This window comes from Alteripontixanthobacter maritimus (assembly GCF_003340475.1).
In the GTDB taxonomy this organism is placed as follows: Bacteria; Pseudomonadota; Alphaproteobacteria; order Sphingomonadales; family Sphingomonadaceae; genus Alteripontixanthobacter; species Alteripontixanthobacter maritimus.
Genome location: NZ_QBKA01000002.1, coordinates 957,239 through 970,961 on the forward strand (window position 1 = coordinate 957,239; position 13,723 = coordinate 970,961).

Genomic DNA, 13,723 nt, shown 5'->3' on the forward strand with positions numbered 1-13,723 from the left:
TGGCTTTTGGCCAAACCTGAGGGCTGCCCTGAAAGTCGAACGGAGATATTCGGCCACCGCTTGCCTGATTTGCCTCCCGGTGAAAGCCTGCCAGATCATTGGCGCGAAGTGGGTTACGCCATGCGATCGCCAACCGGCGATGTGCAGCCGTTCACATGGTCTGAAATTGACGCTTACAGCCGGACGGCCGGGGCGAACCTTACTGCGTTCGAAGCCCGATGCCTGATGGATATGAGCCGGGCTTACGTTCGCGGCATAACTGATACCCGTCCCCTTAGCATAGAACCGATGGAGCGCGATTATGACTGACTTCGCGAAGCTGGTTCTTGATGCTGATACCAAGGGTCTAAAGAACGCCGAAAAGGATCTGGACAGCGTATCTCGCAAGGCGGGAACTGTCGCGTCCGAAGTAGGCACAAAAATGCAGTCGATGGGCAAGAAATTGACCGTCGGCGTGACTGCTCCGCTAGCCCTGTTCGGGAAGGCTTCAATCGACGCGGCGGCGGATGCGGTCGAGCTGCAAGGCATGTTCGACACGACCTTCGATGACATGTCGAAATCAATGAACCGGTGGGCCGAAACAACCGGAAACGCATTGGGGCGGTCTACGCAGGAACTACAGCAAGCGTCTGCGGTGTTCCAAGGATTTTTCAAAGACAGTTTCGACCCGAAACAAGCGGCGGAAATGTCCAAGACATTCACGGTCCTTGCCCAGGATGTAGCAAGCTTCAAGAACCTGTCGAACGATGTTGCCCAACAAAAGATATTTAGCGCGCTAACGGGCGAAACCGAAGGCCTGAAAGCTCTTGGTGTGGTTATCAATGACAATGTGATGAAGCAGAAGGCCATGGAAATGGGCCTCGGCAACAGCACGGCCAAGCTGACCGAACAGCAAAAGGTTCTGATCCGCGCGACCTTGCTGCAGGAGAAATTCGCAGACGCATCGGGGGACGTTATCCGTACCCAAAGCAGTACGGCCAACCAGATCAAGCGGGCTGAAGCTGCGTGGGAAGAATTAAAGGTCACATTCGGCGACAAGCTTCTCCCAGTTATTACACCCTTGATTAGCGGCCTTGCCGGATTGCTGGACAAGTTTTCGAAACTGCCGTCGGGTGTACAGACTGCGATTGTGGCTGTTGCTGGGTTTGCAGCCGCTCTTGGGCCTATCCTCATGATTGTCGGGCCAATAGTTAAAGCCATGGCTCCATTCCTAGGAACCTTGAAGGCTATCGGGGCGACACAGGGTGGATTGGTCGCGGCCAAAGCAGGCGTAGCTGGCATCGCCAGTGCATTCGGACCGCTCGTTATTGCCGCCGGTGCTGCGTATCTGATCTGGAAAAACTGGGACGACATAGCGCCGCGCCTACAGCCGATAATCGACCAGCTTATGGCGGTTGGCGAGGGGTTGGGGATCGTAGAGGGTAAGGCCGGCCGAACGTCCGAAGAACTGGCGAAGAACGAAGGCTGGCGAACTCTAGGCGAGGGGTTGCGGGGCGCATCGGACGGCCTGCAAAGGCTGGCTGACGACTTCGACAAGATGAATGAGCGTAATGCTGCATCAGCACGTGCGCGCAATGAAAGTATTATCGACGGGTTTGTTTCACTCACCGAAAAAATGAACGGTATTGCAGGGAACATAAAGGCCGTTCTTGCAGGTCTGGCGACGTCGGCGGTCGCATCGATGAATAAGATGGTGGATGGCATTCAAAGCGCGGTCACGAGCCGTTTGAATGCGGTATGGCAAGGCGCGCTGGAAAAGATCGAGACAGTTCGCGCGGCGTTTTTCAACCTTTGGGACAAGGTGACACGCCGGTCTTACATTCCCGACATGGTGAATGACATTGCTGCCGAAATGGCTCGTTTGGGCAGCGTAATGGTGAACCCTGCTACACAGGCAGCCCGCACTACTACCCAAGTCATGCGGGATATGGCGAGCGACGTAAGCGGCATCCTAGACCGGCTGTTTCCTGAAATTCGCAAGGCCATGACGTTTCGCAGCGAAATGGCCTTGCTGGAAGCGTCCAACCTTGCTCCGCAAGCGAAAGAGGAAGCGCAATATCGCCTGCGGAAAGAAAACCTCGGCCTGAACAGCAAGGTTGGGTATTCGTTTGATCTGCCCAGTGGCGGACCCAAAGCATTGTCGCTTGAGGAAATGGGAGCAGGTCTCGCTAAGGGTAAAAAAGCCCTCCTAGCGTTCGGAGATACAGCCCGCGTCCAGACGGTTCGCGTAGGCCAATCGTTCAAAGATATGGCTGACAGCACCATGAGTGCGCTTCAGAACATGTTGGGCGCGATCAAAGGGGGCGGTTTTCTCGACATATTGGGTGCGGCGGTCGGTTTGTTCACGCAGCTTGGCAGCACCGGGCTATTCGGAAAGGGATTGGCTGCCAACCTCAACAAAGTCCCGGCTTATGCTGGGGGAACAGACTTCCATCCCGGCGGTCTCGCGATGGTCGGGGAGCGGGGTCCTGAATTGGTGAATATGCCGCGCGGAACGACTGTTACGCCCAATAGCCAACTACAGAACGCCGCCAACTCCAATCTGAAGATCGAAGTCTTTGCCAATAATAACGGTTTTGGCGCGATGGTGCGCGATACGGCAGGAAGTGTCGTGGCAGAGGCTTCACCCGGTATCGCCGGAGCGGGCGCACAGATAGCAGGCGCACAAGCGTCACAACAGCGTTCGAGGCGTCTGCGATGATCGAACTGCCTGCCACACCGGCACCGAACGGCATTAGCCCTACTTTGCTGGATTATGGGTTCACGCAGCGCGGGGCTTCGTCGCTTAGGGTGGACCGCGCAGGTAGTCGCTACAGGTTCGAGGTTTCCTATCCGCCCATGCCAGCGGACCGGGCGCGTGAGTTTACAAGCCGATTGCAGCGGGCGAAGTCGGAAGGCTTGCAGATCGACATTCCGCTGCTGGGAGTGTCGCAAGGCCTACCGGGTGCGCCGGTCGTCAATGGCGCGGGACAAGCGGGTAAGGTGCTGGCTCTGCGCGGGCTGACACCGGGTTACATCGCCAAGTCCGGGTTCTGGCTGACTGTCGTTGAAGCCGATGGCACGGCGTATCTTCATTCGGTTGCCCAAACTGCGGTTGCTGATGCCATCGGCCTTGCTTCGGTCGATATTGTGCCACCTTTGCGTGCTCCGTTTGCTGATGGTGACCGCGTGGAGCTGGCGCGGCCCTTCGTGCAAGGTTTTCTGGATGGCGATGAGTGGGGCTGGGCTGTTCCAATTAATCGCTTAATTGCTGTCGGCTTCATGCTGGAAGAATTCAAGTGAGGCAAATTGGCCTTACCGGGCTTTTGCGAATTGAACTGCCGGAGCAAACGATACGTCTGTGCGATGGGGGGTTTTTCCAGTTTGAAGGCGAGATATACCAGAGCGCGGACGACACCTTTGGTACGATCGGCGGGGTGCAGTCTTTAAGCGAAGGGGTTGGCGATAGCGTTCCTGCCCTGAACCTGTCGCTGTTGCCGTCCAATGATGCCCCGCCGGGTGTGCTGTCGAAGCCGGGTTATCAGACCTCGCGCGTGCGATTCTGGCTGGCTGAATACGATGTGCAGACCGGGGCCATAACCAGCGCCGATGTGCAGTTTGACGGGCAGGTCGACCAAACCGTTCTGAGTATCGCCACCGGCAGCCGCGAGGTGGCCGTATCAATTGTCAGTCTGGCCGAACGGTTGTTCGAGGGAAATATCGGGAACACGCTGAACCCGTCCTGGCACAAGAGCATTCACCCCGGCGAAACGGGACACGACAACGCAACCGGCCTGTCGCGGCAAGTGGCATGGGGCATTGAAAGCCCCGGCAGCGGTGGAATGGGCAAGGGCCGCAAGGATGGCGGCGGATCGACGCAGCCAAGCCGGAACGTCCGGATATACTGATGGAACTGGAACGCCGCCGGGTCGCAACCGAAAAGACGCTGACCCGGTATCGCGGGAAAGCGTTCGACTGGAAAACAGGCGTAACCTGCGTTCACCTCGCCCGCGTGCACCTGAAGAATATGGGACACAAGCCGCAGACGATGCCCCGCGTGCGAAGTGCGCTGGCGGCAAAGCGCGCATTGAAAGATAACGGGTGGGACAGTGTACAAGCGATGCTGGACACCATGCTGCCTCGCATCGCGCCTGCGCAAATGCTGCTGGGCGATCTGGCGGTGCTGCGAGGGGATTCCGGACTGGACGCGGTGTTTATCTGTGCCGGACCTTTGAAGGTGTTCGGGTGGCGTGAGGATGCGCCCGAACTCGTCGTTCTGGACATCGACCTTACCGAAATATCGGCAGCGTGGAGGGTTTGAATGGCAAAAGCCCTTAAGGTTGTCGGCAAGATTGCGGGTGCGGTCGCTCTGGTCGCTTCGGTTGTTCCGGGTGGGCAGGTTGTCGCCGGGATAGCGGGTCTGGTTTCCACCGCTGCGAACATGGGTGCGCAGGCCCTTCAAAAGCCACCACCAGCTCGCGGATCGGTTTCCAGCCTCGTTATTCAAGCGGATGCACCTCAGCCTTATGCCATGGGCGAGGGCTATTTTGCAGGCATCCTGCGTCATGATGTAGGCTACGGGCCGACGCTCAAGAAGGTGCCTAATCCTTATCGCTGGATGCCGGTGGTCTATTCAGGCGGCGGGCCGGTCGAAAGCATTGAACCGCGCATCGATTTTGCATCCATCGGCGGATATTACAGTGGGTTCCTGCATACCGATACGCAGCTTGGAACAGTGCCGGAAGCCGACGCGCTGGTGCCGGAATTTGGAGCCGCGCCGGGGTGGAACGCATCCAGCAAGCTATCAGGGCATGCCGCAATTGGCTGGAACCTTAAGTTTGACAAGGACGGCAAGGTTTTTGCAGGCGGCGTGCCGTTGCTGGCTGCCGAAGGCAAATGGGTCAAAGTCTATGATCCGCGCAAGGACGATACGCAGCCCGGCGGTGTAGGCGCGCATCGCCTTGGCACGGAAGCCACTTACGAATGGAGTGAAAACCCCGCGCTGCACGCCGGCACCTACGCCTATGGGCGGTATCAGAACGGCAAGCGCACCTTTGGTATGGGCCTTCCTGCCGATGGCATTGACTGGGCCGTTATCTCGGCTTGGGCGAATGTCTGCGATGCGAACGGATGGACGATTTTTGGCGTCGTTTACGAACCGGGCGATCGCTGGGCTAACCTTGAGGACATTTGCGTTGCGGGCGGTGCGGAGCCGGTGGTCGGCGGGAAACTGTCGTTCCGTTATTCTGCTCCCGTAGTCGCGCTGGACACCATCACGGTGAACGACCTGACTGAGGACCGGCAGGACGTAACGGGAATGCAAAGTTTCCGCGACCGCCTGAACACTGTCGTTCCGAAGTATCGCAGCCCCTTGCATGACTGGGAATTGATCGACGCCAGTCCGGTGGCGGTTTCTACATTTGTTGCCGAGGATGGCGAGGAAAAGCGCGAAGTCTGGCCGTTTAACTTCGTGAAGAACCCTTCGCAGGCCGCGCAGCTTGCCACCTACCGCGTATGGGATAGCCGCGAACTGGCACCGATCACACTGACCTGCCAACCGCGCCTGCGTCATTATCGGCCGGGCGAATGTCTTGCGATCGATGTTCCGGAACTTGGGCTGGACACAAACGCAATTATCCTGCGCCGCCAACTTGACCCGGTTTCAATGAAGGTCACGCTGACACTGGTGGGCGAGACGACTGCGAAGCACGCCTTTGCGCTTGGACAGACGGCCACGCCGCCACCTACGCCTTATCTCGGCCAGACTGCTGAGGAACGCGACCGCACCGCCGCTGCTGCCCGTGCGGAAGAACGTTCGGCCCTCAAAATTGTAACGCGCGATATTCGGTTCCCGGTCACAAGTGACGATACCAGCATTACCATCGAGACGTTTGAAGCAGTGTTGGACGATAGCCGGAAAATTACTCTCCCAGCGGGCAGCGTAACTGGCTTGCCGACAGCGACAACATTCGCCGTTCTCTACAGTTTGACGGACGAAAATTATATTGCTGTGCCGCTGCCTGCAATCGACGAACTGCAAAACAGCGACAACGTTTTCATATCCTGGAACGCCACGTCGAACCCGGATGGAACCTACACGCCGCCACCGACCGCACCGCCGGGGCATGAGGGTGGCGGCGACCCGAATTACAACACCCCCTAACTGAAAGACCATTCCCATGGATTTTGAGCCGGTCGAAAGCCCGCCCCTTCGTGCTGGGCGCTTCGTTCCTTTCTTTCTCACATTGGTGGTGCCGTTGGATCTGACGAACGCGGACTTTGCCATGCAGGTGAGGGACCGCTGGAACGGCGGCGCAATCCGGGCTGATCTGGTGACCCAAACCACATTGTCTGCGGAAGGCATTAAGCTGGAAAGCGTCGATACGACCGGCGAGTTTCCCGAAAGCACGCTGAAAATTCGCATTAACGAAACGACCATGGAAGCAATGCCGAAAAACGACAGCGACCCGGACGCGGACGTTACGCTGGTTTTTGATTTTCACCTCATCACAGACAACACGCCCGCCGTTCTGCTGCGCGGTCCATTTATCGTCACCGCAGGGAGCACAGAATAATGCAAACGATTGTCCTTAAGCTGGTCGAGGGTGGAACGCGTCTGGTGCTGGGCGAAAGCACCTCACTAGCGAAGGCTGCTGCTGCGGCGGCGCAGGATGCCTCTACGATTGCCCAAAGCGAGGCGGATAAAATTGTTGCCCTCGGCTCCGACGACAACACGAACCAATACTTCGATGGCATGTCTTTTGTGGACGGCGTCACTTTCGGCGCAAGTGGCCCTGAGCGCACCGCAAACGCAGCGTTCTATATTGCCGAAAACATCAATGTTGAGGGTGGCGGGGTCCAGTACTCAATCACACCTGCGGCATCAGGCCGGTATCTGGTGTTTTACGATAAAGACGGCGCGTATCTCGGCACCATTCTGCATCCAGCCAACACGACGCAGTTCAATACCCTGTCGAACCCCGCCGCAGTAGCGATGGAGGTATCTGGGCGAACAGCGCAAGTTGCCCCTTCTGCGCTAACCATTTCCAAAGGGGCAACGCTGTTTCCCAACGATACTTTCAATGGTGACGTTTATCTGCGTCGCCAAAATCTGTCGAAGCCCGGTGGCGCACTGGGGCTGGACAGCGACGATAAGTTCGACCCGGTCCACCTTCGCACAACCGATGGCAAGAATCTGCACCGTCCCGGAAACGTCGAGGATAACCGAGCGCTGCTACAAGATGCGGGCGGCACGTCTGAGCTATCGGCTTTCGCAACCACGAATTTCGTTCAACTTATCCCCGGTGAGCGGTATTCGTTCAGCACGCCCTCCTCTCCGAAGCGGGTGAGTTTCCACTCCGCTGCGGACGATACAGCATTTGTGTCGCAGGCTACATCAAGCGGTGACTTTACCGTTCCGGCCGGCGCACCTTGGGTTCGCATTAGCTTCCGCAAAACCGATACTCCCATCGGATCGTTCCAGATTGTGCTAGGCGACCTTCCAGCACAGCCGACGAATTACGCTGGCGACGAGCCTATCCAGAAAAAGCAGCTCGGCACCGAAGTCGCGCCGCTGGTGGATGGCAAGGTTCCTGCATCGGTTCTGCCGGTGTCGGGCATAAATGATCCTCTGATCGGGCGGTTCACACGCGCGGCAGGGCTTGGCACCAGCATCCTTTACGGGACCGACCCTTACGCCACCAGCGCGCAGACACAGATCGACAGCTTCGCCACGCAGCTTTGCGCGGACCTCGGCATACCATTCGACAATGACGGCATTCCAAGCAGCCGTGTTGCGAACGTTGGGGGCGCGCAAAACCCGATGGTGGACCGCTGGCAAAACCTTGATCCGACCGCCGACTTTTTCATCTTCGAAGGCGGTACGAATGATGAGGATGCGCAGCGTATTCTCGGCACCTATCCTGTCGGCACGATAGACGATGCGAAGAACCTGAGCGGTCCGAAGAACACGTTCTATGGCGCGCTTGGTCACATCGCTCGAGGCATGAATAAGCTGGCATTTTACGACAAGCCAATTGCCGAGGCAAAGCGCAGCGTGGTCGCATGGTCCACACCGATCCGCCGTGCGTATGCCGGACCGGAAGGGACGCTGCGCGAAGGGTTGCGGCTCTATGCTGACATAGTTGCGGAGGTCGCTGATCTCTATGGCATTTCATGCTTCTACGCATACGACGATAGCGGGCTCACGCCTGAATATGTCCAGGACACTGCGAACTCGCAGGAGAGCAGCACGGCGCTATTCAATCGTTTCGTGCCGGACTGGACGCATCCCGATGTGAACGGGCATTTTATCTACAAGGAACGCTTCAAGGGCTTCCTGCGCGGGCAAGTGTGATGGCCCTACTTGTCCAATTCCCGAATGATAGCGGTTGCCGCCATTTTGGCGATGCGGCCAATCGTCTCGATGGTGCCTTCGTTGCGGTCGTTATCGGCAGCTTCATCATCGTAAGAGAGATGCCAGCCCAAGTCTCGAATGCCCTGATCGATTGCGTTTTGAGCGCGCGTAATTTTGTCTTCGGTGTTGTCAGCCATTATTCTGCCCCCGGCGTTTTGCGAGAAAATTCAGACCGCTACAGTAACGTGATTGTGCGCTCTGGCGCAAGCTTTGCCGGTAGTCAGGAGGCCGCATGATGGACCCCCTCTGGATCGCCATAGCATTTGCAGGTGCAGTCACGCTGTTGCTGCTGGCTGATGCTGTGTTCGCTGTCCCGTTCATTCGCCGCATTTGGCGCAAGTGGTTCGACCGGTGATGGACGGTCCTGCGGCAACCTTAATCGACAAGGGCGAAGTCGGCATCGCGTTCTACGGGCTGCTGTTCGTGATCGTTGCCCTGATCGGCTTTTGTGGTGTGCTGCTCAAGTCTCTGTCCGGGCGCGACAAGCTGATCAAAGACGCTTTCGCCAGTCTCAGCCAAGTTTCGGAAAAGCAATCGCAGGCCAACCTGTCGGTGGCCGTCGCTCTGTCTCGCATAGAGAGTAAATTGGGCATGGGAAATGATTGACGGGCTGCGGACATGGCTCCGCCTGCAACTGCCTCTGCGTGAACCTCCTGCTGAAATGCAGGCGCTCCTGACACGGTTGGACGAACAAGGGCGCACGGCTGAAGCGCTGTCAAAGCAGGCGCGCGGTGAAGGCGACATACAAAACACGATCGAATTAATTGCGAGGGATATATGAGCGATACGACCATGCATGGTCTGGCAGCCATCACGGCGTTGGGAATGCTGCTTTCGACCGTGCCGCTGGTGTGGAACTACATGCACACCCTACCGCGCTCCGACTGGTTCAAAAGCCAACAATTTCTGTTCGCACTTGGCCTCGCCATGGACAGCATCGGCGTGCTGCTAATTTCGGGCTACCGCGTCATGCAGATATTGCTGGGGTGGGACGGAGGCTTATCCAATCTTTGGACCGGCATTTCGCTCGGCCTTCTCTCCGTCGGCGGGAGCGCAATCATTTATTCCGCCTCGCTGAACGGCAAGCGTTGGAAATGGCGGCTTTACCTTACCGCCATCGCAATTTGGAGCATCGCCGTTGTGATCTGGCCCGATGCCTGACGAAGACTACTGGCCCGATGAAGAAATACCGATGCCAGAACCGGAGGATGAATGATGAGCGATCGCAAGCACGTTTTCGACACTGTGAACCGTTACGCGGACGGTATCTGGAACAAGCCCGGTGCCATCGTCGCGTTTGACGCTGCGCTTGATAAGCTGCTGGGCTTAGAGCCTACACCCGTACCAACGAAACCGGTCAGCGACTTTGATAAGGCTGTAATCGCGCACCTCAGGGACGAGGAGGGGGTTCGTCCAGAAGCCTACCGGGACCACTTGGGCTATTGGACTATCGGGATCGGGCGTTTGATCGATCCTCGCAAGGGCGGGCGTATCACGCCTGAAGAGGATGCGATTTTATTGGCTAATGACCCGTCTCGCCAAGGGAAGTCTTGGCGGCAATATGTCCTGACCGAGCCGGAAATGAACATGCTAAAGCTGAACGACATTGAGCGTTTCGTTTCGGTAATCAGCAAGTGGCCGGCGTGGAAGGCGGTGGGCGATAATATCCCTCGCAAGGTCGCGCTTACATCGATGGCTTTCCAGCTGGGAGCGGATGGGCTGGCGAAGTTCAAGAACAGCCTTCGGATGGTGGAGCAGGGCCGGTTTGCCGATGCGGCCGACAACTTCATGAAAAGCAAATGGGCGCGCCAGACCCCGGAACGGGCGGGGCGGGTTACGCAGATGATCCGCACGGGGCTGTTCTCATGACCGCCAAAGAATGGCCTCGTCTGGCCCTCACCGTCTTTATCATGGGCTTGTTTGGATATGCCGCATTCAAGCACTACTCCCCGGCCATCGAACAGACCATCGTGGCAATCTCGATGTTGGCCGTAGGCTATTGGCTGGGGTCGTCCAAAGGATCGTCCGACAAGACCGAAATCATCGGTGCGCGCCCGAATGGAACGCCTGCCGATCCTGTATTTGTGGAGCCGGAATAATGACTGCCGAATTACACAAGTTAGATTGTGAACCGCCTACCGAGGGTATCACAGAACTTCTAGAAGACATGATAGAGCAGAATGAGGCAGGTAAGCTTTCCAGCCTAGCGTTTTCCGTTGTTTATCGCGATGGAACAACAGGCAGCGGACATTCCTTCATGCCATCGGTTTCCACGATGATTGGCGGGGTGGAATTGTTGAAAGAGAAACTCATTCGGCAGGTGTTAGGGTGATGCCCGAACTCGCCAAGCTAGGCGACCGCGCCCTGTCGTTCATTACTGGTGGTTGGAAGTGGTTAGCCGCTATCGTCCTGTGCGCGTCCCTAGCATGGCTTCACGGCTGTTCTACAGGGCAGGACATTGTCGAAGCCCGCATAGCCAAGGCTGAACTGCAGGCTGAACGCAAAGCCCGCGATGATGATGCGAAGGCTGCGGCCCGCCGTGCTGCCGATACCGAACGCCTGAAACGATCCGATAATGCCCGACAGGAGGTAATAGACAATGCTGCCGACGATGAAACTGACGCCCCTGGTGCTGCCCTTGCTTGCGAGCGTTTGCGCGCCGCCGGTATCGACACCCCCGCCGCCTGTCGCTGACGTTGTAGCGGTTACAGAAGCGAAGCCTTTACCATCGGTGGAAGCGGTGACGGATGCGAAGGCCAAGGCCCGCGATGATGCAGCTATCGAGGCATGGGGTGAACGGATACAGGCCGCCGGTGTAAACCTATGCCTGCTGCTAGAAGATAGGTTTGACGTGGATTACGGGTGTGGGGGCCGGTAATCGCTTTCGCGATAAATAACCTGCCAAAGATTCAAACTTTGATGTGTTAAATTCAATGCATGTTGCTGGAACGTTCTCGGAACATTCGCTATGCCTGAGCATGTAAAAAGACGCCGCCCGATGGTCCCGGACGACGCCCATGCAGTTCAATAACGAACAGCGTGGAATCCGACAAGCCCGGTTAAGCGAATTGAGCGTTTTTCTCCGGCGGCCATGCGAAAAAGCTGCCTTGGGTATCGGATATCAAGTCGAGTTAATTCCGGCAAAATCCAATCCCGCAAAACGCCTCGCCAGCGTCTAAAATGGCGGATATCGTGGGAGAACACACCCGCTCCCCCTGACGCCTAGCTAGCTGGCCAAGGGATATCTGCACCTTACGTCACCTTTCCCAATACGGGGGAGATAATGCGACCTCGGCAGGCAATAGCCATCGGAGGGGACCGCGATTGGCCTACGTCACAGGCAGTGCAGGTAAACACGATAGAGCGCACTAGCGAGGCATCCCGATTCATTCCCTATGGAGTGACCTCAGCGGGTGGACGTGGTGTGCTCTTTCACCGACCGCCATTCTTTTGCCAAGGCAATGAGCCTGCGATCACGGGCCTTCCATCCGCGACGGCTAATACGTTCACGGCGATTACGAGGGGTTATATCGGTTTGCATTCAACCCGATAGGCATGGACGAGGGCCTGTAGGAAACATCGAATCGTTGCACACGTTCCTATTTCGTTCCAACTGGACGTATGGGACGCAAGACACACCGAACCCTTGGCGATCTGGTGCAGGACAGCCGCTGGCTATATGTCCAATGCCGGGAGTGTCACCATTCCGCCAAGCTGGATCCCCGCGAAGTGCAAATGATATGCTACCGGAACAATTACGCGCCGGTGATCGATAGGCTGGCAGGGCAAATGCGGTGCAGCAAGTGCGGTCTAAAGCGGGTGTATCTAGGCCCGTGCTATCCGCCGGGTTTCATCTAGCACCACGTCTCGCGCCGTCCGGTCCATTGGCGGGCATATCCGCCGGACACCATAAGCTTGCCTACATCGCGACCATTCACGGTGAGGTTGGCTAGGGTCCGGTCAAACCGATCCCGCCCGGTGCGCCTGATATGGATAGGCCCCTCGTTCAACAGCGCGACAAGCCTGTGTGTAGCGGCACTGGCGAGCTGCTTTTCCCGTCTGCATCGCGCTCTGGTTTCGGGCGCGTCTATACCGGCGATGCGGATTTTCTCCCGATCGATCCACACTGTGTCGCCATCCACTACGCACGTAACCCGAACAGCAGGCGGGGCTGGGCATAGGGCTATGGCTAGGGCGGTGGTTATCATGGGGCTGCTTCGATCATGGCGGCTAAAATACGCCCAGACCGAGCGCATTTTCCAGCCCTGAATTTCCGTGTTTGTTCGGGCAAGTTTCTCGCCGCCTCGCCGAATGGATCAAGTAGTTTCTGCTCTTCCTTCGCAAGCAATTCCACAGCATCCTTTAAGGCAAAGCATTGGCTCTCTTTCAGTTCCATGTTCTATGCTTTCGGTGGGGGTGGGGGAAGGGGCGACCAGTGTGTCGGGTCTAGGATTGTAGTCGTGTAGCAATCACAGCCCTTCACCCAGCATTCGGGCAATGTCACCAGCCAGGGACCTTCATCATCCTTGTCTATTCCATGAACCTCGCCATCCCATATGCCGCCGATCACCAGCACTTCGCCTTCATCTGGCAACGTCTCAATCGGGTTCCATTCCATAGCTACTGTTCCTTCCTGTGGTGGCCGGATTCAATAGCTTCGGCGATATGACGATCCTGAAGCCCCGCTACTGAATATGCATCGGCGATCGTACTATGGCCTTTTTCCCCGCACACTTCGGATGCATCTAGAAGCGCGTCGGCCCTCGCACGCAGCCACTTCACGACAGCATCACGCTCCCGCTGTTCAGCGGGGGATAGGTCAGTCATAGTGCACCTCCATGTGCTTTGATGGATGGGGTGGGGTTGGCCAGTTCCAGTAGCACATCGGCATGGCAGGGCTGATCGAGGCGGCACCAGCAGGCAAGGTTTTTGCCGCGCAGTTCTTCGACAGGCAGGTTACCGACGATCTCATTATCAAAGCCGCTCACCGCGAAATGCGCAGCCTCAAAGCGGTCCTTGCATTGATGTAAAACGAGACCGCCCCTAATCACCTGGAATCGACGCAGTCGTTCGTTCCATTCCAGCACGAACGGGTTGCCCCACTTATGAGGCCGCGCAACTGAGGCGGTGTTAGGCGGCAACCGCCATCCCTTCTTTCGCGAAAGCTGGACGCGGACAGGTCGAGTATTTATTTGCTTATCAGTCATGCGCGGTCCTTTCGCGTGTGTAGGCCCGGTGTGGAGAGTCCAGTCTCGCATCGGGCCGTTTTGGTTTGAACACCGTCCGCCAAGTCATTGAAGGCAAACGATGCAGTTTTAACATCGCCTG

The 13,723-nt window shown here is 57.3% G+C and carries 20 protein-coding genes; 15 read left to right on the forward strand and 5 right to left on the reverse strand.

The features are described from left to right. The first annotated feature begins 60 nt into the window (after positions 1-60). Genes HME9302_RS04825 through HME9302_RS04860 form a run of 8 tightly spaced genes read left to right on the forward strand, consistent with a single transcriptional unit; the run spans position 61 to position 8,335 of the window. A complete protein-coding gene (locus tag HME9302_RS04825) occupies positions 61-309 on the forward strand; it encodes a phage tail assembly chaperone (protein ID WP_147270770.1) in 249 nt (82 codons plus the stop codon). Then, complete coding sequence (locus HME9302_RS04830; protein WP_115366089.1) at positions 302-2,701, forward strand: phage tail tape measure protein; 2,400 nt, start codon at positions 302-304, stop codon at positions 2,699-2,701. The genes HME9302_RS04825 and HME9302_RS04830 overlap by 8 nt, the downstream gene beginning before the upstream one ends. Next, entirely contained in the window at positions 2,698-3,282 is a 585-nt protein-coding gene (locus tag HME9302_RS04835; protein WP_115365303.1) for a hypothetical protein, read from the forward strand. Before HME9302_RS04830 ends, HME9302_RS04835 begins: the two co-directional genes overlap by 4 nt. After that, a complete protein-coding gene (locus HME9302_RS04840) occupies positions 3,279-3,887 on the forward strand; it encodes a hypothetical protein (protein WP_115366090.1) in 609 nt (202 codons plus the stop codon). The genes HME9302_RS04835 and HME9302_RS04840 overlap by 4 nt, the downstream gene beginning before the upstream one ends. Next, the gene (locus tag HME9302_RS04845; protein WP_115366091.1) at positions 3,887-4,300 is read left to right on the forward strand and encodes a DUF6950 family protein; all 414 of its coding nucleotides are present in this window, start codon (positions 3,887-3,889) and stop codon (positions 4,298-4,300) included. Before HME9302_RS04840 ends, HME9302_RS04845 begins: the two co-directional genes overlap by 1 nt. Next, positions 4,301-6,142 carry a phage tail protein gene (locus HME9302_RS04850; protein WP_115366092.1) on the forward strand — a complete coding sequence of 614 codons (1,842 nt, stop codon included), beginning with the start codon at positions 4,301-4,303 and terminating at the stop codon, positions 6,140-6,142. A gap of 16 nt (positions 6,143-6,158) precedes the next feature. After that, positions 6,159-6,554, forward strand: a complete 396-nt coding sequence (locus tag HME9302_RS04855) for a hypothetical protein (protein WP_115365310.1) — start codon at positions 6,159-6,161, stop codon at positions 6,552-6,554. Next, positions 6,554-8,335, forward strand: coding sequence for a hypothetical protein (locus HME9302_RS04860; RefSeq protein ID WP_115366093.1), 1,782 nt, complete (start codon positions 6,554-6,556; stop codon positions 8,333-8,335). Before HME9302_RS04855 ends, HME9302_RS04860 begins: the two co-directional genes overlap by 1 nt. 5 nt (positions 8,336-8,340) lie before the next feature. Here HME9302_RS04860 and HME9302_RS04865 read toward each other — a convergent pair whose 3' ends face one another. Continuing rightward, the gene (locus HME9302_RS04865) at positions 8,341-8,532 is read right to left on the reverse strand and encodes a hypothetical protein (protein WP_115365314.1); all 192 of its coding nucleotides are present in this window, start codon (positions 8,530-8,532) and stop codon (positions 8,341-8,343) included. Positions 8,533-8,627: 95 nt separating this feature from the next. On the opposite strand from HME9302_RS04865, the gene HME9302_RS13485 reads away from it, so the two are divergent. The 7 genes from HME9302_RS13485 to HME9302_RS04895 are packed head-to-tail and all read left to right on the forward strand — an operon-like array spanning position 8,628 to position 10,727. Further along, the gene (locus tag HME9302_RS13485; protein WP_268243466.1) at positions 8,628-8,750 is read left to right on the forward strand and encodes a hypothetical protein; all 123 of its coding nucleotides are present in this window, start codon (positions 8,628-8,630) and stop codon (positions 8,748-8,750) included. Continuing rightward, positions 8,750-9,001 (forward strand): hypothetical protein, encoded by a 252-nt coding sequence (locus tag HME9302_RS04870; protein ID WP_115365315.1) that lies wholly within the window; start codon positions 8,750-8,752, stop codon positions 8,999-9,001. The genes HME9302_RS13485 and HME9302_RS04870 overlap by 1 nt, the downstream gene beginning before the upstream one ends. Next, positions 8,994-9,176, forward strand: a complete 183-nt coding sequence (locus HME9302_RS04875) for a hypothetical protein (RefSeq protein ID WP_115365316.1) — start codon at positions 8,994-8,996, stop codon at positions 9,174-9,176. Before HME9302_RS04870 ends, HME9302_RS04875 begins: the two co-directional genes overlap by 8 nt. Further along, positions 9,173-9,556: a hypothetical protein gene (locus tag HME9302_RS04880; RefSeq protein ID WP_115365317.1), complete on the forward strand. Its 384-nt coding sequence runs from the start codon at positions 9,173-9,175 to the stop codon at positions 9,554-9,556. The genes HME9302_RS04875 and HME9302_RS04880 overlap by 4 nt, the downstream gene beginning before the upstream one ends. A gap of 54 nt (positions 9,557-9,610) precedes the next feature. Beyond that, positions 9,611-10,264, forward strand: a complete 654-nt coding sequence (locus HME9302_RS04885; RefSeq protein ID WP_115367481.1) for a glycoside hydrolase family protein — start codon at positions 9,611-9,613, stop codon at positions 10,262-10,264. Next, positions 10,261-10,494 carry a hypothetical protein gene (locus HME9302_RS04890; RefSeq protein ID WP_115365318.1) on the forward strand — a complete coding sequence of 78 codons (234 nt, stop codon included), beginning with the start codon at positions 10,261-10,263 and terminating at the stop codon, positions 10,492-10,494. The genes HME9302_RS04885 and HME9302_RS04890 overlap by 4 nt, the downstream gene beginning before the upstream one ends. Beyond that, positions 10,494-10,727 (forward strand): hypothetical protein, encoded by a 234-nt coding sequence (locus HME9302_RS04895; protein ID WP_115365319.1) that lies wholly within the window; start codon positions 10,494-10,496, stop codon positions 10,725-10,727. The genes HME9302_RS04890 and HME9302_RS04895 overlap by 1 nt, the downstream gene beginning before the upstream one ends. A gap of 89 nt (positions 10,728-10,816) precedes the next feature. Here the strand turns inward: HME9302_RS04895 and HME9302_RS04900 are convergent, their stop codons facing one another. From HME9302_RS04900 to HME9302_RS13655, 4 genes are all read right to left on the reverse strand, one after another. Beyond that, entirely contained in the window at positions 10,817-11,155 is a 339-nt protein-coding gene (locus HME9302_RS04900) for a hypothetical protein (protein ID WP_115365320.1), read from the reverse strand. 1,094 nt (positions 11,156-12,249) lie between these two features. Next, a complete protein-coding gene (locus HME9302_RS04910) occupies positions 12,250-12,603 on the reverse strand; it encodes a thermonuclease family protein (RefSeq protein ID WP_115365322.1) in 354 nt (117 codons plus the stop codon). After that, the gene (locus HME9302_RS04915) at positions 12,600-12,791 is read right to left on the reverse strand and encodes a hypothetical protein (RefSeq protein ID WP_115365323.1); all 192 of its coding nucleotides are present in this window, start codon (positions 12,789-12,791) and stop codon (positions 12,600-12,602) included. Before HME9302_RS04915 ends, HME9302_RS04910 begins: the two co-directional genes overlap by 4 nt. A 427-nt stretch (positions 12,792-13,218) precedes the next feature. Continuing rightward, entirely contained in the window at positions 13,219-13,653 is a 435-nt protein-coding gene (locus tag HME9302_RS13655) for a DUF4326 domain-containing protein (RefSeq protein ID WP_407641299.1), read from the reverse strand. Between the last annotated feature and the right edge of the window lie 70 nt (positions 13,654-13,723).